This is a genomic window from Kosakonia sp. S57 (assembly GCF_016516575.1).
GTDB classification, from domain to species: Bacteria; Pseudomonadota; Gammaproteobacteria; order Enterobacterales; family Enterobacteriaceae; genus Kosakonia; species Kosakonia cowanii.
The window spans coordinates 1-20,871 of the sequence record NZ_JACVUL010000013.1 but is presented as its reverse complement, the minus strand read 5'-3'; the positions used below and the strand labels follow the sequence as shown (position 1 = coordinate 20,871).

Annotated in this window: 11 protein-coding genes; 4 read left to right on the top strand and 7 right to left on the bottom strand. The window is 51.8% G+C overall.

The annotated features are described in order from the left end of the window. Positions 1-101: 101 nt before the first annotated feature. From IAE48_RS24130 to IAE48_RS13825, 4 genes are all read right to left on the bottom strand, one after another. Positions 102-827, bottom strand: a complete 726-nt coding sequence (locus IAE48_RS24130; RefSeq protein ID WP_232045166.1) for a hypothetical protein — start codon at positions 825-827, stop codon at positions 102-104. Next, positions 824-2,245 carry an integrase family protein gene (locus tag IAE48_RS13835; protein ID WP_200134735.1) on the bottom strand — a complete coding sequence of 474 codons (1,422 nt, stop codon included), beginning with the start codon at positions 2,243-2,245 and terminating at the stop codon, positions 824-826. Before IAE48_RS13835 ends, IAE48_RS24130 begins: the two co-directional genes overlap by 4 nt. Before the next feature lie 437 nt (positions 2,246-2,682). Continuing rightward, positions 2,683-8,364 carry a DUF4011 domain-containing anti-phage protein Hhe gene (hhe, locus tag IAE48_RS13830; RefSeq protein WP_200134734.1) on the bottom strand — a complete coding sequence of 1,894 codons (5,682 nt, stop codon included), beginning with the start codon at positions 8,362-8,364 and terminating at the stop codon, positions 2,683-2,685. Positions 8,365-9,171: 807 nt separating this feature from the next. Further along, positions 9,172-9,723, bottom strand: coding sequence for a serine acetyltransferase (locus IAE48_RS13825; RefSeq protein WP_232374421.1), 552 nt, complete (start codon positions 9,721-9,723; stop codon positions 9,172-9,174). A gap of 440 nt (positions 9,724-10,163) precedes the next feature. Here IAE48_RS13825 and IAE48_RS13820 point away from each other — a divergent pair, with 440 nt between their 5' ends. Then, positions 10,164-11,333, top strand: a complete 1,170-nt coding sequence (locus IAE48_RS13820) for a DNA repair protein (RefSeq protein WP_042715491.1) — start codon at positions 10,164-10,166, stop codon at positions 11,331-11,333. 29 nt (positions 11,334-11,362) lie between these two features. Here IAE48_RS13820 and IAE48_RS13815 read toward each other — a convergent pair whose 3' ends face one another. Then, positions 11,363-12,133 (bottom strand): siderophore-interacting protein, encoded by a 771-nt coding sequence (locus IAE48_RS13815; protein WP_200134733.1) that lies wholly within the window; start codon positions 12,131-12,133, stop codon positions 11,363-11,365. Between the two features lie 238 nt (positions 12,134-12,371). On the opposite strand from IAE48_RS13815, the gene IAE48_RS13810 reads away from it, so the two are divergent. Then, the gene (locus tag IAE48_RS13810) at positions 12,372-12,884 is read left to right on the top strand and encodes a PadR family transcriptional regulator (RefSeq protein WP_200134732.1); all 513 of its coding nucleotides are present in this window, start codon (positions 12,372-12,374) and stop codon (positions 12,882-12,884) included. Here the strand turns inward: IAE48_RS13810 and IAE48_RS13805 are convergent. Continuing rightward, positions 12,881-14,443, bottom strand: coding sequence for a methyl-accepting chemotaxis protein (locus IAE48_RS13805; RefSeq protein ID WP_200134731.1), 1,563 nt, complete (start codon positions 14,441-14,443; stop codon positions 12,881-12,883). The genes IAE48_RS13810 and IAE48_RS13805 overlap by 4 nt on opposite strands. A 431-nt stretch (positions 14,444-14,874) precedes the next feature. Beyond that, on the bottom strand, positions 14,875-16,395 hold the full coding sequence (locus IAE48_RS13800; protein ID WP_200134730.1) for a PAS domain-containing methyl-accepting chemotaxis protein: 1,521 nt from the start codon (positions 16,393-16,395) through the stop codon (positions 14,875-14,877). 430 nt (positions 16,396-16,825) lie between these two features. On the opposite strand from IAE48_RS13800, the gene ygjG reads away from it, so the two are divergent. Then, entirely contained in the window at positions 16,826-18,205 is a 1,380-nt protein-coding gene (gene ygjG, locus IAE48_RS13795) for a putrescine aminotransferase (protein WP_187291258.1), read from the top strand. A gap of 374 nt (positions 18,206-18,579) precedes the next feature. Continuing rightward, positions 18,580-20,601, top strand: a complete 2,022-nt coding sequence (locus IAE48_RS13790) for an FAD-dependent oxidoreductase (protein WP_200134729.1) — start codon at positions 18,580-18,582, stop codon at positions 20,599-20,601. Positions 20,602-20,871 lie beyond the last annotated feature (270 nt).

Here is a 20,871-nt window from a genome sequence, read left to right as displayed (position 1 = left end):
TCTATGATTGTGTAATGCCTTATTAGCCCTGTAACTGGTTAAAGGTGCTCAACTGCCGGATGCGAGGACACTCTAACCAGCAATACTCCCCCAATAGCCGGCTAATGGGGGAATACTAATTCAAGCCTTGTATATTTTTCTGGTTTTGGGGGCCTCAGACCAGAGAGAGTTATCCAGTTATCCAATGCATTACGGCTTACCTTGCCGTGATAATGAGCAGCTAAGGCATCAAGAAGTGCCGTTTTAGCACCACAAGGGTATTTTTCCCAGGTAAGTCTAATAACTTCAATAACCTCTGAGTAATATGGGCTGCGAGGTTTTTTAGCTTTTTCTCTTTGGGCTTCTGAAATAGCCTTTTGCGCTATATTATTAAATTCCCTGAGAGATATTTCGTCTCTAAAAACCTCCTCCATCACCAGTTTAATACCAATTCTGACAAGGTCATTTGCATTATTTTTCATACCAACAAAATATAACCCTAGCGCAGCATTCAAAATTGTTACTCCGTCTCCTGACAATGGAATATCGCTTAAAAACGGAGTTTTATTTTTATCCATATAAAGCAAGGTGTTAATTGACTCACTATCATTTACAGCTTCGTTTTTTTCCACCCCAATGAAATCAAGAAATTCCTCAAGAGGTTCATCAGAAGTTTCGAAATAACTGATTATAGTATTAACCATACTGCGAGCGGAGCTTTCTGAATCACCTGCTTTTAATGCCTCCCGCAAAATGGAAATAGAAAAAGAATCAGTACCATCAACAAATAATTCGTTTATGTACGCACCAACTATCATTGCTCTAAAATTAACTTCTGAGTTGGTCATGATTTGTACCCTTTATTATCATTTGAAATCTCGAAAATTAGTTTTCTTTTTTGATCTTCATTTAAAATTCCCAAAACAGCCATTAGCTGAGTATTAATATCTTTTGTTTTCCCAGCCATTTCAGCATATTCAAGAATTGCTCTCTCTATTCTTGAGGCTGGCTCCATCAGCTCATCAGCGCTGAAATGTAGATAGCCCTGCGTAACATCAGCGCTTCTCATCGTTCGGTGATTCAGCAGGCGTTTCAGAATGTAGTTGCCCACGCCCACCAGCTCAGCAATGGTCCCGAACGTTCGGCGGCCGTCATGCCATTTGAAAGGGATAGGCTGGAGCAAATCAGGATTTGGGTCAGGGACGGTAGCTGCGCTTATGCGATCAATGATATGTCTGTATTCTTTAATGACGCCCTTATCGCCAGGAAAAACTAATACGCCATCACTGGCTTTCATCTTGGCGCGACGACGGAAGAGTTTTAAAAGAGTTTCAGTGACAGGCAATTCAAGCGGATCACCATTCTTGGTGGTATCAATCCAAAAATAGCGACCACCGAGATTAACCCGCTCCCAGCTAAGTTCTAAAATTTCTGACTTACGTAGCCCGGTAAAAATAGCCATTTCCACAGCGTCGCACACTGCTGCGGCTATATCATCTCGCGCCAACTCAGCAATAGCACGCACGGAAGATAAGGCATTAAACCACCGGCTGAGTTCATTGGTGCGGATACGCTCAGTTTTCCTGACGGTTCCATGCCATTTTCGCTTCGTGCTGAGCACCATCGTGGGAGGGTCAGGGAGAAGGGTTTTACCATGTTCGTCGCGGTAATGATCATGAGAGAAACGGTATATAGCCCGCAGCACTCGCGCCCATAGATCAGCTTGCGCTTTACTACCTATTCCAACTCCAGCACGTAGCGTTGATTTGTCAGCACCAAACCACACGGTACCATCGGTGATTGCTTTATGTCTGCTTTCTACACGCTCGCGGCTTATTGAGGAAAGTGGCTGCTTAATCCAGTCACCAGAGAAATTTTGCAGAATGGAACGATATTGTTTTGCTGTATCGGCACTTAGCCTCTCGTCGCGGTTCTCAATGTAGGTAGCCAGTGCATCGGCAAGCGTAACGGTCGCTTTTTCGTTGACACGCTTAACCACATTGGGATTCCTCCCGGTTGTCGCAACGTCTCCAAGGAGTTCAAGTGCCTTTGCCCTGGCATTATCAATAGTAAGATCTGGAAAACGGCCGAGCGTAGCACGTATGAACTTGCCATTACGCTTACGCGAAATACAGAAGCTCTTAGCTCCACTGATCCCTACCCGAAGCCGCAGACCATTAACAACGGTATCAGCATACTCGACCTGCCCACGATCAGCGGGTGGTAGGCTTTCGAGTTTGGCTTTTGTAAATTTGAATGTTTCCACAAATACTCCGCACCAAGCGATTAGGGTATCCTGCGAATCGCTTGCAGGCTCTAGGATACCTATAGGATACCGCAAGGGAGTATTTTAGAGTATTTCTGGTTATTTATACAGTAAACTGATATCACTTAACTAACTGAAAATTATATATAAGTATTTTTAGGTAAGAATTTGCATCCTAACTAATAATCGCTTGGTCGTTGGTTCAAACCCAACAGGGGCCACCAAATTTTAGCTTTAAAATCATACGATTAAGCCACTTCTAACAAGGTGGCTTTTTTGTTCTCTATGCTTGCTGTCCCCGTTTTGTCCCCTCAAGTCCCGCCTGCGGAATCACAGCCTGCCATGGTTTGCCCTTTTACTTCTCTGGAAAGTAAAAGGGGTCACGTTAGAACGTAACCCCCTGATATCAATGATGAGTTGTGCATTGAAAAACCCGCTTAAGCGAATTCATCTCCATCAATAATCGCCAGCACCCTGTCCAGATAGGTTTTACTCATCTTGCTTTCCGTTGCCTCACGCAGGTATTTCGGAATACGTTCAACAAACTCAGAGCGAGAAAGCGGTTGATGCTCGACCAACGCTTCAATCATTGCAGGACGCAGCAACTTGCTCTCATCGGCAATATAGGGGCACTCTACGTCAATGACCTCACGGGCAAATCTTTCAAGACGTAATCTGAGTGGCTCACTGTGGTCGCTAAAATCCGCAATATTATTACTTGCGGTTTGCCCTTCAACAACCAGCTGTGCGATAGCTTGCTCTTCAGAGTACTCCTCTTCCGCAACCGTGGTTTTCAACCGATTTAACTCGCGAACGATGGGCTCCAGGATCTCATCGGGATTACTGAACCAGTCTGTGGACCAGATACGACGAATTCTCCACCCCAAGCCCTCCAGCACATCCTGACGCAGGCGATCTCTGTCACGCGCTGACTTAGCAGAGTGATAGGTCGCACCATCACACTCAATACCCATCAAATAGCGCCCCTGCTTACCGGGATCGCGCACCGCAATATCAATAAAGAATCCGGCGACGCCAACCTGGGGTTCACAGCGGAAACCGGCATTTTCCAGCGCTGTAATAACAGAGACTTCGAAATCACTGTCCGGTGCTTTACCCGTGTGGTGTGCAAGCCCGTCCATATTGCCCTTTTCTGCAAAGTGCAAAAAGCCACGCAGAGCCTGCACACCGCGCTTAGATGTCTCTGTTACCTGGATATCCTCCGAGCGCATTGAGCTGAACACATGCATCCGTTTTTTGGAACGCGTGAAGAGTACGTTCAGGCGACGCCAGCCAACATCGGAGTTGATCGGGCCAAAGCGTTGGTACACTTTGCCATCGACCTCGCCCGGCCCATAGGTGAAGGAGATAAAAATAACGTCGCGTTCATCACCCTGAACGTTCTCCAGGTTTTTAATAAACAGCGCATCGCTTTTCATTCTTAACCGATCAATCGCGGCCTCAGCTTGCGTATCTTCACGGCATATTTCATCAATTGAGCGTTCAATCTGTTCACGCTGCTTTGAGTTCATCGCCACGATGCCTAAGGATTCGTCAGGCGAATTGGTCGCATGTAAGGCTACAGCCCTGGCGATAACGCGCGCTTCTTCAATATTGTGCTGGTTAATGAAGCGGCCATTTTTAACGAAGCTGAACTTAACGCCATACTCCGGAGCATGAGCATTCGGGGAAGGGAAAACCACCAAATCGCTGTTATAAAAATGGCGATTCGAGTAAGCAATCAGGCTCTCATGTTGAGAGCGATAGTGCCATCTCAAACGGCGCATTTTGAACAGAGGTAACGAGGCATCAAGAATACTGTCCGTTTGACTGACTGCGGCCGTGTCATCGTCGTCATCATCAATGCCCGCGCGATCAAAGAAGCTCGTTGGCGGCAGCTGTTTCGGGTCACCCACCACGATAATTTGCTTACCGCGCGCGATAACGCCCAACGCATCTTCCGGCTTAACCTGTGAGGCTTCATCCATCACCACAAGATCAAACTCGATATAGCCAGGCTGAAGATAATTAGCCGCCGACATAGGCCCCATCATAAAGCAAGGCTTCAGCTGAAGCAGAGCACGACCGGCGCGATTAATCAGTTGGCGAATCGGAATATGACGCATCTTCTTACCCGTCTCATTAAGGATAAGCGCCATTTCGGTATAGTCGGCTTTTCGTCCTCCTGACGCGCCCGGGGGAACGGGATTGCTCGCAATAACCGCCGCAATGCGCTCACGCTGCAAGCGCTGTAGCGCCCGGTCATAGTCACGAAATGTTTTTTGCATCGCGCTGCGGCTATTACCTGACACCCGCAGGAGATGCGGACGTTCGGTCGCGATTTCGCGGGCAAGCTGATCGAAAATAGCGACCTCCAGACCGGTGTCGATATCCTCAATAGTCAGCGTATGGCTCATGATTGCGTCACGAATACGCTGCAGCCCGCTATTTTCAATATCCTGAGAGATACGAATAAAGTTAAGCCAGCCATTCAGCCAGCGGGGCTTAGCGATCGCCTCTTCGTTGCAGGCGATTAATGCAGAGAGAAGATTTTCACACCGTTGATGCCACTGCTCGCTATTAAGCTGCGTTTCCTGCGCAAAGTGACTCTGACGGTCGGTTTGCAGCTGCCACTTCTGCTGAAGAGCACCAAGGTAGTGTTGCAGTTCGCGGTACTCATCTGCGCCGGGTAACCGTTGGATGGCCGCAACCAAATCAGCATCCTGAACGTTTTCCCCCATCTGTTCTGCAAAAGTAAGGGTATTGCCCATGACCTTGAGCGTGTGCGCATTATCTTTATCTGCGCCAAACAGGAGTGAATCCGCCGCTGAAAAAATGGTGCCGGGCAACCGATCAACAGATAAGCGAGCCTGTCGGTTATGTATCTGATGTAACACGGCGATCTTTTCATTTACCGTATTCAGCGCAAGCTGCTCAGTGCTGAACCACTGCTGAATGGGCGTCAGTGCAGCGGTCAGTTTCTCAATAAGCGGCAGTAAGATACTCTTTTCGCCCGCAAGGCTTTGCTCACCTTCAGAGGCAAAGTGCGCTGAAGCGAAGGTTTCCTCGTAGCTTTTTAACTTATCAAGATGTTGAGAAATCTGCGCATCGACACCCTGCTGCTTAAGTTGCTGTATTCCTTTGAGTATCTGGCTATCCAGCGTAAATAGAGCGCCACCAATGGCAACGTTAGCACCGAAGCCGATCCCCCAGACGCTGCGCACTTCGCTGTACCACTCCCGAATCTGCCGGAGCTGGCTCGGATCGGTCTCCAGCCCTCGATAGAGCTCGCCGAAGATCTGCTCAAAATTGCGCGCCTCAAACTCATCGCGTTCCTGCACATACTGGCGGAGGATCGGCAATTCGTCATACAGCGTTTTCCATTTTGCATTAGGCTCGCTGGATAAACCGATCAGCGTATTTTTCGCTTCACGCCATGAGCCGCTTAACCAGCTAAACAGGCCCGAGTTGTGCAGGATGTTTTCGATCGTTTTTAGCTGCTCACCATCTGCCACTTTATTCAGCGTAAAGCGCGCCTTGAGTTGATCGCGCAGTGCATGCAATGAGACCAGCCGCTGATTGAGATCTTCTATATGTGGCTCAATATCTTCATCATCAAACCTGTCATGTCTGTATCTCACCAACTCGCTCGGTAATTTGGAGGCGACATGAATGAACGTGGCTATTTGCTGCAGGCCCGCAGGCGTTATTGAGAATCTATCAGCAACAGCAGATGGCAACGATTCCAGTAATGGGGAGAGATGCTCTTTGTCAGCAGCAAAGGCAGTTTGCAGTTGCGCTAAACCACGAATCAGGAGAACCACATCCGCAAGCGTTGTTGCCCCATCCAGACCAAAGATTTTGGTGATATCCGGGAAGTCCGGGACTGGATTTCCCTCTTCGAGGAAACGCAGTTTTTCAGGCATTAAATCGCCTGCTACCTGATGGTAATCCGCCTGAACGGCACTGAAATCGTTCAGCCAGCTTTTCAGAGTCTCAATGTTGTTGCTATCAAGCCGGGTATAAGCCTGGAAATCGGCTTCGGCAGGAAGTTCCGGGAGTTGGTCGCACAGCGCCACCAGCTGCGTTTGCCAGCTTAATTCGTCACAATGCGAAGCAGTAATCGAATACCTGGTGAGAAAACCTGCAAGTGCCTGCTGCCAGGCAATTAGCGCCTCATTCCACTCCTTAAGCAGTGAAACGACTCTTTCACTGTCGAAAAGCTGGATATCAGTGTTGTTAACGCCATACCAGGGATGTTCCCACAGCTCCGCTTGCTGACCGACCTGCTGACGAAACTCCACGACAACGTCTTTAAACTCTTTGATCTGGTCACGTAGTCTTAACTGCGCCACGCGATCCAATTTTTGACCGGACAGGTTTTCTATATGTAGCAGTGTGGGATCGATGCCCAGCTCGCGTCGATAACGCGTCGCGCCGGTCAAAATTTGGTGAATAGTCAGCCCGGTAAGCTTCCAGCTCTCATTAATTTCCTGAGCGTAGCTGTTTAACTGATTCTTTAAATCTTCATAGCGAGAGATCTCGGCATCAATTTGCGCCGGCATTTTTTGCAAAGCCGGGTTATGCAGCCGTTTTTGGATGTCTTCTAACACCTTACGCTTGTGCGACTTATGGCTGTGCAGCTCAAGGCAAAAATCACCCAGCCCTGCTTTATCGAGTCGGTGTTTAACGACCTCTAATGCCGCAAGCTTTTCCGCAACGAAAAGCACCTTCTTGCCATTCAGCATTGCCGCGGCAATCAGGTTGGTAATGGTTTGCGATTTGCCCGTGCCTGGAGGACCTTCGATAACCAGATTTTCGCCATTTACCGCATCAATCAGTGCGCTATGTTGTGAGCTATCCGCATCAAAAATAAGCGGAAACTGTTGATGAATATTATCGAGAGTATCGATGTGATATTCGCTGGATAAACTTTCTGAACCGGAATGTTCTCCCGTCTGCGAAGTAAAAAGACGTTTGATCACCTCATGATTCAGTAAATTTTTACCGCCCTGTGGCCAGCGCTCTGGATCAAGATCGAGATACATCAGCATCTTGCTGAAGTTTAATAAGCTCAATGCCCCATAGCGGCGCACTTTCCAGCGCGGCTTGTTCGTTTCGGTAATCGCCTCTATTTGCTGGAAATAGGTTTCCGGCAACGTCTCGTCATCGAGCCCAGGTAGTGCAAAACCAAAATCAGCCTGCAATTTCTCCTGCAACGACAGGTTAGGGATAATATCTTCCCCGGTATAACGCAGGTGGTAGCGATAGAGGCCCGCTTGTGGATCGAGTTTACCTTTCTCCAGCGTTACGGGAACGGTAAAGAGCGGAGCAAGGCGGGGCTTATCTGAATCATCACTTTCATACCATTCAAGAAAGCCAAGGGACAGATAGAGAATACCCGCCCCGGTCTCTTCAATCGCTACCTGCGCTTTACCGTGGATAGAGCGCAGTACGGCTTCCAGATCGGCCGGGTAATAAAGCGTCTGTATTTCATTATTCGCTTCAGTCTCCTGCAATAATGGCTTACGCAACGGCTTGCCCGCTTTCGTATCGCGCTCAAACTCACCAATATCTTTGTAGCCAAGCTGGATAAGTAGCGAATCCAGACGCTCAGCAGGAAGGCCGGATTTAGCCTCCGTATTCCTGACGCCGGCCAAAGAGCCGCCGTTTTCCTTCAAGTGGATGAGAATAAGATCGCGCGCTTTAACGACCAGTTCATAATCTTCCGGGGAAATAGCACTTTGCGCACCGCTCGGTAATTCATAGTCGGTATTGATGCCCAGCTTACCCGCCCACGTTTTCGCATCGGGCATAGGTTTTGTCGCTTTTTCCTCGGCTGAAGGCGCGTTTTTATCCAGATAACCAAACTGCTGCAACTGCGCTTTGGTTGGATCCGGAACAGGAGCAAACTGCATAACCTGTTCTGATTTGAGGATTTGAAAAAGCTGATCGGGTAGCGCGTTGATGATACGCAGCGAAGAGTGTTTTTGATTAATTGGAAAATTTAATAACCTGTTTCGCGAGGTCAAATCCAACAATTTGCGCCGCATATCCTCAAGCGACTTGAGAATATATTCTTTGGATTCACCATCGAGTGAAGAAGAGTATTCCGCCATATCAAACCCTGTAGATCATCAGCAAAAGGATAACCAGAACTTACCAAAACTTCTGGTTCCAACACCTGACAGGAATAAAAGTTATGCCGCTTGCGATCGTTCTGTATGTATCGACAAGCCATGTTTATTACTGACGATGCTAAATTCAAAAAGAGACCTCACCGCGAAAAGGCTCATTCAAGCAGAAAGCCCCATCCGATAAGCGTCGGGATAGCAAAATCATACCTTGGGCGACGCTGAATACAAGAAAATCCTTAACAATAAAGGGCTAACAAAGAGTACAAGCTTCAGATTTAACTTAATCATATAAAACATATAACAAAGCTGTTTGAGTGAATTAGAGATATTGACCAGGCATGAAGCCGAACAAAAAATAACCACAATAGCGCTTATCTTCTGCTTCGAAAGAGATATCTTTGATGTGAAAAACCTCAATGGCATTCATCTAAAATCATACTTCGCGCTATTCTCAATATGATAATTAAGTCCGAGTGGAATAATAGGCCGCTGCTAAATCATGAGATAAAGTTACAAAGCAATGAGACATATATTCTTCGTTACGTGAAGCGCACGATTGTCATTGCTCAGGCGAGCACGTTAAATGGATGCAACTCTTTTGGCAGAGCACAGAAAAAAGCGGAAGTCAGGGTGGGGATTCAGGCTATATAGATGGTTTCGCCCGGCGTTTTAGTCATCATCAGTACAACAACCTTCCACTCTAACCCGCCAGGGCGACATTCAGGAGGCGGTATTGAGATTGAGCGAATACCGCTGCTGATAATCTCTTCTTTAAGCTGAGATCGCCTTTTACTCAGATCTGGCTTGTCTCTTATGGCTGGTGCGTGGCAGCATCGGGACAAAATCATTCCCTCGCGGGGTCATAACCGATTGCTTGCGGGTAATAAAAATCGTGTCCGATGGAATATCTTTATTCACGAACGACATGGCGCCAATCACCACGTTATCGCCAATGGTGATTGAACCCACCAGGCATGAGTTTGCGCCGATATCGACGTTATCACCGATGCGAATAAAGTCGTTGTCCGTCATTCCCTGCACAACGCCAATGGTGGTGTTTTGCCGGATAGTGAAGTTAGCGCCAATACGGGCGCTGTAGGTGATCACGACGCCGGTATGGTGGGGTATATGCAGTCCGGGCCCTATTCTGGCCTCAAGATCGATATCCGCCGCGAATTTGCTTTTAATCATATTGGAGAGTGATTCAGCGACACGCTTTTGGCGCTTGTTGCCATGCTCATTCATTTCACTGGCGAGGCGCCACCAGAATAAAAAATTCCTGCGACGGTTCTTTTTCTCTCTGAGAAGGCGGCGAAACGAGAATTTATCTTTGCGAATCACCTCAATGCGCCAGAACTCGCGCAGATCGTGTGCCTTAGACGAGAAAATAAAAAAGAGGCATGTTAACAGTTTGATAGTGATTCTCCTGCCCCTCTCGCGAACGCTAACGGGGGATTCATAATTTCCTCACAATCATAACATTTGAAACAATTACCGACAAAGCGCTGTTCGGTACATCCTCTGTATGCCGCTGTTTGATATCCTGCCGCTGCGAGGAACTCTCACCCTTCGGAGCATCTCTACACCCGCCTGACTTCCCATTTTTAGCCGCTTATCGCGCAATTAAAATGCCATAAGCGCAATTTTCATAGAAAGACTAACGCATTGAAATGTGCCCATGTAATATGAGGCCGGGCTATTGCGACTTTCGCCTTCGTGGTCCAGATTTGATGAATAACGACTCCCCTTAACAGACTCATTAAGCGCTTTGACGAAACGCCATGAACAAACCAATAAAACGGCTTGAAATCATCAAATACGCCATTGAACTGGAGGATGACAGCATCATCCTCAGCCAGCTTCCATTGCTGAAAACGGAAGTGACCGACCCGGAGTTAGCGTTTATTGTTCACGCGCTCGAAGAGAAGAACTACAGCGATGCGATGCGCGCTATTACGGCGTGGCTACAGAGCCAGCGCTCGGTCGTCAGTTGGCAAGATCCTCAGGTTTCCGCCAGCAAGCTGGAACTCAAAGCGCTGGAGGAGCAGCTCCGCGAGCTTATCGATAAGCGCAATGCTCGCATTCAGCAACTGGACGAATTTAACGATCTCTACTTAACCCGTCTTGGGCCGCTGATGTCGCAGATCCTGCGCCTGCGTAAAATGCTGGCTGAAGCCGCTGTGCGTCGCCAGGAAGCGGAAGCACGTCGCCGCGAGGCTGATTATCTGCGCTGCCAGAAATACCTCTCGCAAGCAGTGAACGTGTTAGTGACGCTCACGCAGCGCTGGCAGAGCATGCCGCCGCACTCGATGCAGGCGGCTGAAGCGCGCAAACATCTCCAGCAGCAAAGCGAACTGATCGCCTCTCTGCTGGCAGAAGCGCAGGAACTGGAGCGTGGTCTGACGCGCGAAGAGGAGCCAACGCGCCAGGCGCGCGACGAAGCGCGTCAGGAGTACGAAAGCTATCAAGAGCAGCAGCACGATGCGGAAAAACGCTTTAGCTTCGAGCAGAAGATGTCGGAAGAGGAGCGCCATGAGCTGAAGCGCCTCTGGCGGCAGGCGAGTAAACTCTGTCACCCCGATCTGGTCGACAGCGAGATGAAAAACGATGCCAATAGCATGATGGTGCAGCTCAACCAGGCCCGTCAACGCGGCGATCTGAGCGCGATTCGCTCCATGCTCAGCCGCCTGCAAAAAGGGCTGGAGCCGCTAATGGCCAGCGACAGGCTGAACGATGTCCAGCGTCTGCGTCAGCGCATTGTGGAAGTGAAGCAGCACATCGCCACGCTGATTGAAGAGTTAATGACGCTGGATAAAGAGGAGACCTGGCAGCTGGTCTCTTCCCTCGGCGATCGTGAAACCTATTTCCGCCAGCAGGAGAAAGCGCTGGCTGAAATCCGTGAGTCCCTTGAACAGCAGGTTAACGAAGCCGAATACGACGAAGTGGCCTGATATGCGCCCGGCGCTCTGCCGGGCCGCAATTACTTTTTATGCCAGTAAGCCTGGGCGCGAACGCACTGCTGATCGATAGCGTCCGTTTCAAACCGCGCCTTAAGCGATTTCACCACCTCCCCCTCCCCGGTCAGCCAGATAAAATAGTCCTCACCCGGTACAGTTACCGCCGCCAGCTTTTCCGCCACTTTCTGCGGCTGATGCCCAATCACATACTCAATATCAAAGCCCTCCAGGTGCGCGAGGTAATCCTGATAAGCGGCATTATCGATGGTTACCAGCGCCTTCACCTGCGGACGCCGCGCAAGCTGGCTTATCGCCTCCAGCCGACGGCGCAATGCCGGCATACCGGACTCATCGCACACGTAGAGTTGCCAGGCGTAATCTTCCGGCACCACCAGCGAACCGCGCGGCCCGCCGATAGTCAGCAGATCTCCGGCCTGTGCGTGAAGCGCCCAGTTGCTCGCCACACCGCCGTCGTGAATGTAAAAATCGAGAGTCAGTTCATTGCGGCTGGCATCAAAAAGTGGCGTATAGTCGCGCGACAGCGGACGCGGCCCATCGCCCCAGTTAATGCCCTCATCCGTTACCTCTGGTGGAACAAAAGGAGCGCCCTCCTGCGGGAAGAAAACTTTGGTGTGGTCATCGAAACCGCGTGAGCTAAAGCCATCGAGCTGCTCGCCGCCAAGCACAATGCGCTGGAAGCCCTCGCTTGCCCGCTCAACGCGCAAAACGGTTAACTGGCGAAAACGCAGCTCATTACGCACGCGCTGCGGATAACGTGAAGAAGTTGTGGTCATAATCGGCCCTACTGAATGTGAAATAGATATATCTAAATGTTGTGCAAATGATAATGATTGTTGTTTATGGGGAAGGCAAGATCTTTTTAAGATATAGATACAACCAAGAGCACGCGCTGACAAAATCACTATTTAAAATCATTATTATCAACAATATATAAATAAGACATTAAACCAGACTGTTACCAGACAGAGTTTAGATATAGATTAGATATATCGGATTAACACGGAGAGTAGGATGCGCCATTCACACGACAGTCACGATAACGAACACCACGGCGGCCGTCGGCAGCGCTTTTTTGGCCACGGAGAATTACGCCTGGTGCTGCTGCATCTGCTGCGCGACAGCGCCAGCCACGGCTATGAGCTTATCAAAGCCATTGAAACGCTGACCGAGGGAAACTACACGCCCAGCCCCGGCGTGATCTACCCGACTCTCGATCTGTTGCGCGATCAGCAGTTGATTACTATCAGCGATGAGGAGAATGGGCGCAGGGTGATTGCGATAACCCGCCATGGTCAGCAGTGGCTGGATGAGAGCCAGCAGCAGCTGGCGCAGATTCTGGAGCGGGTTAAAGCACGGAATGTCGGCTATCAGTTACGCAGAGATCCACAGATGAAGCGGGCGCTGGCGAACTTTAAAGCCGTGCTCGATTTGCGCGTGAATCAGCAGGCGCTTAGCGCCGCGCAGCTTAAACAGATAATTGGCATTATCGACCGCGCGGCGCTGGAGATATCCCAGCTGGATTAAGCCGGCATTGGCGCTTCACGCAGGCGGAAGACCTTCACCAGTTCGCGCAGATGCAGCGCCTGATCGTTCAGTGCCGCGGCTGCCGCAACAGACTCTTCCACCAGGCTTGAGTTCTGCTGGGTGGTGGAGTCAATCAGGCCGATAGCGCTGTTAATCTGCGAAATGCCGTCGGTCTGCTCGCGGCTCGCCTGGCCGATTTCACGCAGGATCACATCCATCTCTTCGACGTTGGTCACCATACCGTTAATCAGCGCACTGGCTTTCTCCACCAGCGCCATCCCTTCACGGGTCTGGCTGGCTGAACTCTCGATCAGATGGCGAATATCATTCGCCGACGAGGCGCTTTTCTGCGCCAACTGACGCACTTCACCGGCCACCACGGCAAAACCACGGCCATGCTCACCGGCACGCGCCGCTTCAACTGCGGCGTTCAACGCCAGGATGTTGGTCTGGAAGGCAATCGCATCAATCAGGTTGATGATGTCGGACATGCGATTAGAGGTGTCGTTGATAACCCGCATCTTCTCGGTGACCTGCATCATCATCTCGCCGTTGCTCTTCACCACCGTCGCGGCATCCGCCGACAGCGTGGTGGCTTCAGAGGTGTGATCGGCTGTGTTCTTCACGGTTGCCGTGATCTGCTCCATGGAGGCCGCAGTCTGCTCAACGGAACTTGCCTGCTCTTCCGTGCGCGCCGCCAGATCCTGGTTACCAGCAACAATCTGCGCCGCCGCGCTGGAGATATTTTCAGAGCCGTTTTGCACCTGATGCACAATCTCCACCAGGCGGTTTTTCATCTCCATCAGCGCACGCAACAGCGTTCCGGTCTCATCATGATGACGGGAGTCAATGGAGCGGGTTAAGTCGCCATCGGCGATCGCTTCCGCAAAAGTGACTGCTTCACGAAGCGGACGAGTGATCATTCGCGCGATCACTACGCCAATCAGACTTCCAAGGGCAATACTGATCGCCGCCAGCGCAATCAGCAGCAGGCGGTTGGAGCCGAAGTCATTCTGCACCTGTTCACCCGCGTCACGCATCTGCTGATCCTGAATGGCGATCAGTTCTTGCACTTTCGCTTTATAGGCGTTCTGGACGTTGATGGTATTGGTCATCATCTCCTGAATGGCAGCCGGGCGATCGTTGCGCTTTACCGCATCGAGGATGCGAAAACGGGAGTCGAGGTACTGTTGGCGCACGGTGCGGATCTCAGCAAGGATTTGCTGCGACTGCTCGTCGCGCAAGTTTTTCGAGAGATCGGTCAGTAAGGCAGAGATACGCGAGCTAATCGCCGCCAGCTGTTTCTGAGAATCAGCCGACCATTTGCCGTCCGTATCCAGCAGCATTAATTGTTGCGTACTGACGAACGTCTGGAAATTATCAATCAGCTCGTTTGCTTTTACGGTCGTGGGATAATCCTCATGCACAATTTCTTGCATACCGTTGTTGGCACGATTAAGGCTGAAAAGCGAGAAACAGGAACTCACCACCATCAATACAATAAAGAATCCGAATGCCAGAAATAATTTCGTACCGATTTTTACATCATGTAAAAACATATCTTCTCCGTGGATTTGAATGTCTTGCTGACAAAAGCTTTGAACCCTAATTCAGAAGGCACGCTTAAGTCCCCGGCGCGAATGGAAACCCTGTCGCCACCAGACGTTATCGGTAACGTAATTGCTAACTTTATGAGTTTGATCGTTTTTTTATTAAATTAATTGACCATTGGATAGCCATGAGCTATCAATTTAGCGTCATTGATCGTTATTTGTTTCGTTTTCTTATTATTTCATGAATATATTAATGGGAGTTAACTAGAGTTAATGGGAAATTAAATTTCAAGCTAACTAATTTATTCAATCCAGCCCTAACAAAATATCATTTAATAAAAAAGTAACAATTAAGAATAAATTATTAACATCAAACCGCATTACCAGAAATAAAAAAACCGCCAGCAGATGCGGCGGTTTTTTTAATTAAATATCTCTTAATGTAATACGGAAACTGCGTCCTGCAGCCGACCTGCGCGCTGTTTTACCATTGACGACACTTCCGCGCTCTGCTCAACCAGCCCGGCGTTTTTCTGCGTAATCGCATCCAGCTCCGCCACGGCGCGCGTCAGATCCGCAAGCCCCGTCGCCTGCTCAGAAGTAGACTGGCTAATCTGGGCAATCAGGGCGGTGACATCTTTAACCTGGGCCACAATATCGTCCATCGTGCGGCCCGCTGCGTGAACCTGGTCGGAACCGGACTGCACTTTACTGGCGCTGGCATCAATCAGTTTACGGATATCATTCGCGGCATTTGCACTGCGGCTTGCCAGGTGACGAACTTCCCCGGCAACCACCGCGAAGCCTTTGCCCTGCTCCCCTGCCCGCGCAGCCTCAACCGCGGCGTTTAGCGCCAGGATATTAGTCTGGAAAGCGATATCGTTAATCAACGCGGTGATGGAGCCGATACGCTGCGTGCTGTCGGCAATCTCATCCATGGTTTTCACCACCGTTTCCATCGCTTTACCGCCGTGAGCGGCGGCGTTGCTGGCGGAACTGGAGAGCTTATCTGCCGCAGACGCCGTTTCCGAGTTGCTCTGTACCGACGCGGCCATCTGGCCCATCGTCGCCACAGTCTGCTGCACGTTAACCACCGTCTGGCGTGTACGCTCATTCAAATCGTCGTTGCCCTTCGCCAGCGTTTCGCTGCCGTTAAGCACGCTGCTCACCTGACCAGAGACATCGTTTATCAGCCAGCGGCACATCAGCCCCAACTGACCGACCGAGCGCAGGATCAGCCCCACTTCATCGCTGCGGTTGAGGAAATCGACGCTGTTACGATCGCCCGTTGCCACACTCAGCGCCTGCTTTGCCACATTTTCGACCGGGCGAACAATCTGCCACTCAAACGCCAGCGCACCCAACAGCGTTACCAGCGTACTGACCAGCATCGACACAGGATGCGCACCGGTGAACCACAGCGCCGCCAGCTGCGCGACCCACAGCAGCGTCATGACGCTGCGCGCCCGCCAGCGCAACGGAAGCGTGGCCACTTTCCCAAATAAGCCTTTACCCAGCACCAGCCCTTTATGCAGGCGCTTTTTGCTGCGCCCTTCATTTAATGCGCTGTAGAGCGGCTCAACTGCCGCGATCTCCTGCTCCGTCGCGCGGGTGCGGATCGACATATAGCCGGTCACTTCGCCGTTACGCACCATCGGAATGGCATTAGCACGCACCCAGTAGTGATCGCCATTTTTACGGCGGTTTTTCACAATACCGCTCCACGGCTCGCCCTGTTTCAGGGTGAACCACATATCGGCAAATGCCGCTTTCGGCATATCTGGATGGCGCACAACATTGTGCGGCTGGCCGTTTAACTCATTGAGGTGATAGCCGCTGGCATGAATAAACGCATCGTTAGCGTGAGTGATGTAGCTCTGCGTATCAGTGGTGGACATCAGCGTGGTGTCATCGTCCAGCGGGAAGTTGCGCTGGCTGACATAAAGAGGAGAAGACATGGTTGCGTCCTGTGCAGGTTATATTGCCGTGAAAAAATTATTGCGAATGTTATTTCGGCGATAATGAATTTATCTTTAGTTGTTAAATTTGATTTAGATCGCAAATCCGCAGAAAACCCTGATTTTGATAGGTTTGTTAAGATATTGATTTTAATAGTTTCAGCCTGAAAACACTTAGTTGCGCTAACGGGTTATGCCCCATTTTCATGCATTCGACGCACTTTTTTGGCGCAAAGGGCTTTTTCACCCCCTCGCCTTGCGCTTTTTAACAATGCTGTAACCTATTTTTAGCCCAGACGGCATGATTAAATCTTGTACGATTTGGCTTTCACCTGGCGTTTATCCCGATTTCTCTGCCCGCCGCCGAAGTGGCGTAATCCCTGCAATACTTTAATCAGTATCACGTGATACGCGACTCCTGGAGCTTATTTTGAACAGGTTACCTTCCAGCGCATCCGCTTTAGCGTGCAGCGCTCACGCCCTGAATCTCATTGAGAAGCGAACGCTTGATCATGAGGAGATGAAAGCTTTAAACCGAGAGGTGGTGGATTACTTTAAAGAGCATGTTAACCCGGGGTTTTTAGAGTATCGAAAATCTGTAACTGCCGGCGGGGATTACGGAGCCGTAGAGTGGCAAGCAGGCAGTCTGAATACGCTTGTCGACACCCAGGGAGTGGAGTTTTTAGATTGCCTGGGTGGATTTGGTATTTTCAATGTGGGGCACCGTAATCCAGTTGTCGTTTCCGCCGTACAGAACCAACTCGCCAAACAACCTCTGCATAGCCAGGAGCTTCTCGACCCGCTACGGGCGATGCTGGCAAAAACGCTGGCGGCGCTCGCGCCCGGCAAACTCAAATATAGCTTCTTTAGCAACAGCGGCACGGAGTCCGTTGAAGCGGCGCTGAAACTGGCGAAAGCCTATCAATCTCCGCGCGGGAAATTCTCCTTTATCGCCACCAGCGGCGCGTTCCACGGTAAATCTCTTGGCTCGCTCTCGGCGACGGCGAAGTCGACCTTCCGTAAACCCTTTATGCCGCTGCTACCGGGCTTTCACCATGTGCCGTTTGGCGATATTGATGCCATGCGCACGGCTCTAAGCGAAGGGCAAAAAACCGGGGATGACGTTGCGGCAGTGATCCTCGAGCCGATTCAGGGTGAAGGGGGCGTGATCCTGCCTCCGCCGGGCTATCTGCCTGCAGTGCGTAAGCTGTGCGATGAGTTTGGCGCGCTGCTTATTTTTGACGAAGTGCAAACCGGTATGGGGCGCACCGGCAAGATGTTCGCCTGCGAGCATGAAAATGTGCAGCCGGACATTATGTGTCTAGCCAAAGCTCTCGGCGGCGGCGTGATGCCGATTGGCGCGACTATCGCCACCGAAGAGGTCTTCTCGGTGCTGTTTGATAACCCGTTCCTGCACACCACGACTTTCGGCGGTAATCCGCTGGCCTGTGCGGCGGCGCTGGCCACCATTAATGTGCTGCTGGAAGAGAACCTGCCGGCGCAGGCGGAGCAGAAAGGCGACATGCTGCTGGATGGCTTCCGTGCGCTGGCGCGTGAGTATCCCGATCTGGTACAGGATGTGCGCGGGCGAGGGATGCTAATGGCGCTGGAGTTTGTGAATAACGAGACGGGGTACAATTTTGCCAGCCAGATGTTCCGCCAGCACGTGCTGGTGGCCGGTACGCTCAACAATGCGAAAACCATTCGTATTGAGCCGCCGTTGACGCTCACCATTGAGCAGTGCGAACAGGTGCTGCGCGCCGCAGGTGAAGCGTTGTCCGCGCTGCGCGTTTCAGTAGAGCCGGTGTAACACTCTGCCCGATGGCGCTTCGCTTATCGGGCCTACAACTGCACTCACCGTAGGCCGGATAAGGCGCCAGCCGCCATCCGGCATTCTTGCCCGATGGCGCTTCGCTTATCGGGCCTAAAAACCGCACTCACCGTAGGCCGGATAAGGCGCCAGCCGCCATCCGGCATTCTGCCCGATGGCGCTTCGCTTATCGGGCCTACAAACCGCACTCACCGTAGGCCGGATAAGGCGTAGCCGCCATCCGGCATTTCCTCTGCCCGCACTTTTTTGAATTCCATCACAATCATTCGCTCCCGCTTTTCCCTTCTGTTGTCGCGGCGGCTACAGTAGAACTCATCCGACCACATAACAATAATTTTACATTGGAAGAGAGCATGAGCCACTACCCGTCACTGTTCGCCCCGCTGGATCTGGGTTTTACCCAGCTTAAAAACCGTGTGCTGATGGGGTCGATGCACACCGGTCTGGAGGAGCGCCGGGACGGCGCCGAGCGGCTGGCGGCCTTCTATGCCGAGCGCGCCCGCCATGGCGTGGCGCTGATTGTCACGGGCGGCATCTCCCCCGCCCTTTCCGGTGTGACAATGGAGGGTGCCGCGGTGCTGAACGATATCAGCCAGCTGCCGCACCATCGGCACATTACCGATGCGGTGCATCAGGAGGGAGGCAAAATCGCGCTGCAAATCCTGCATACCGGGCGCTACAGTTTTCAACCCAATCTGGTCGCCCCTTCCGCCATTCAGGCACCGATCAATCGCTTCAAACCTCACGAACTAAGCCATGATGAAATTCTAAGCCTGATTGAGGATTTCGCCCGCTGCGCGCATCTGGCACAACAGGCCGGTTACGACGGTGTCGAGGTGATGGGTTCGGAAGGTTATCTGATTAACCAGTTTCTCGCCGCGCGCACCAACCAGCGTGAGGATGAATGGGGCGGGGATTACGCTCGCCGGATGCGTTTTCCCCTTGAGGTGGTGCGGGCGATCCGTGAGCGTGTCGGGGAAAACTTTATCCTGATTTATCGTCTGTCGATGCTCGATCTGGTGGAGGGCGGCGGCACGCTGGATGAAACCATCGCGCTGGCGCAGGCCGTTGAAGCGGCGGGCGCCACGCTTATCAATACCGGGATCGGCTGGCATGAAGCGCGGATCCCAACCATTGCCACGCCGGTGCCGCGCGGGGCGTTTAGCTGGGTGACGCGCAAGCTGAAAGGCAAAGTCAACGTCCCGCTGATCACCACCAACCGCATTAACGATCCGCAGGTCGCTGAGGCGATCCTTGCGCGTGACGATGCGGATATGGTGTCGATGGCGCGCCCTTTCCTCGCCGACGCGGAGCTGTTAAGCAAAGCGCAGAGCGGCCGGGAAGAGGAGATCAACACCTGTATTGGCTGCAACCAGGCGTGTCTGGATCAGATCTTTTACGGCAAAGTGACCTCCTGCCTGGTTAACCCACGCGCCTGTCATGAAACGCTGATGCCGATCTTCCCGGCAGAGCAGAAGAAAAACCTCGCGGTGGTTGGCGCAGGCCCTGCCGGGCTGGCTTTTGCGGTGAATGCCGCCGCGCGCGGGCACAGCGTAACGCTGTTTGATGCGCAGGCAGAGATCGGTGGGCAGTTTAACGTCGCCAAACAGATCCCCGGTAAAGAGGAGTTTTATGAAACCCTGCGTTACTACCGGCGAATGATCGACAAAACCAGCGTCGCACTCTGTCTTAATCAGCGCGTCGATCCCGGTATGTTGACGCTGTTTGATGAGGTGATCCTCGCCTGCGGCATTGAGCCGCGCATGCCGCTTATCGACGGCATCGATCACCCGAAGGTGCTGAACTATCTCGACGTGCTGCGCGATAAAGCGCCGGTCGGTGAACGCGTGGCGATCGTCGGCTGCGGCGGGATCGGCTTTGATACCGCGGTCTATTTAAGCCAGCCGGGGGAGTCGACCAGCCAGAATATCGCTGAATTCTGTGTTGAGTGGGGAATTGATACCAGCCTGAATGAGGTCGGCGGCCTGCGTCCGGAAGGGCCGCAATTGCCGAAAAGCCCGCGACAGATTGTGATGCTGCAACGCAAAGCCAGCAAGCCGGGCGATGGGCTGGGGAAAACCACCGGCTGGATCCACCGCGCCACGCTGCTGTCGCGCGGTGTGAAGATGATCCCGGCGGTGAGCTATCAGAAGATCGACGATGAGGGTTTACATATTCTGGTCGGCGGCGAGCCGCAGGTGCTGGCGGTGGATAATGTGGTGATCTGCGCCGGACAGGAGCCGCGGCGCGAGCTGGCCGAACCGCTGCGCGAAGCCGGTAAACCGGTGCATTTGATTGGCGGCTGCGATGTGGCGATGGAGCTGGATGCCCGCCGGGCGATAGCCCAGGGCACGCAACTGGCGTTAACCATTTAAAAAAATGCCTGATGGCGCTGCGCTTATCAGGCCTACGGGGTTTGAGACGTTGTAGGCCGGATAAGGCGTGAGCCGCCATCCGGCAAAGGCCTGATGGCGCTGCGCTTATCAGGCCTACGGAGTTTGAGACGTTGTTGGCCGGATAAGGCGTAAGCCGCCATCCGGCAGAGCGCCTGATGGCGCTGCGCTTATCAGGCCTACGGAGTTTGAGACGTTGTAGGCCGGATAAGGCGTAAGCCGCCATCCGGCAGAGCGCCTGATGGCGCTGCG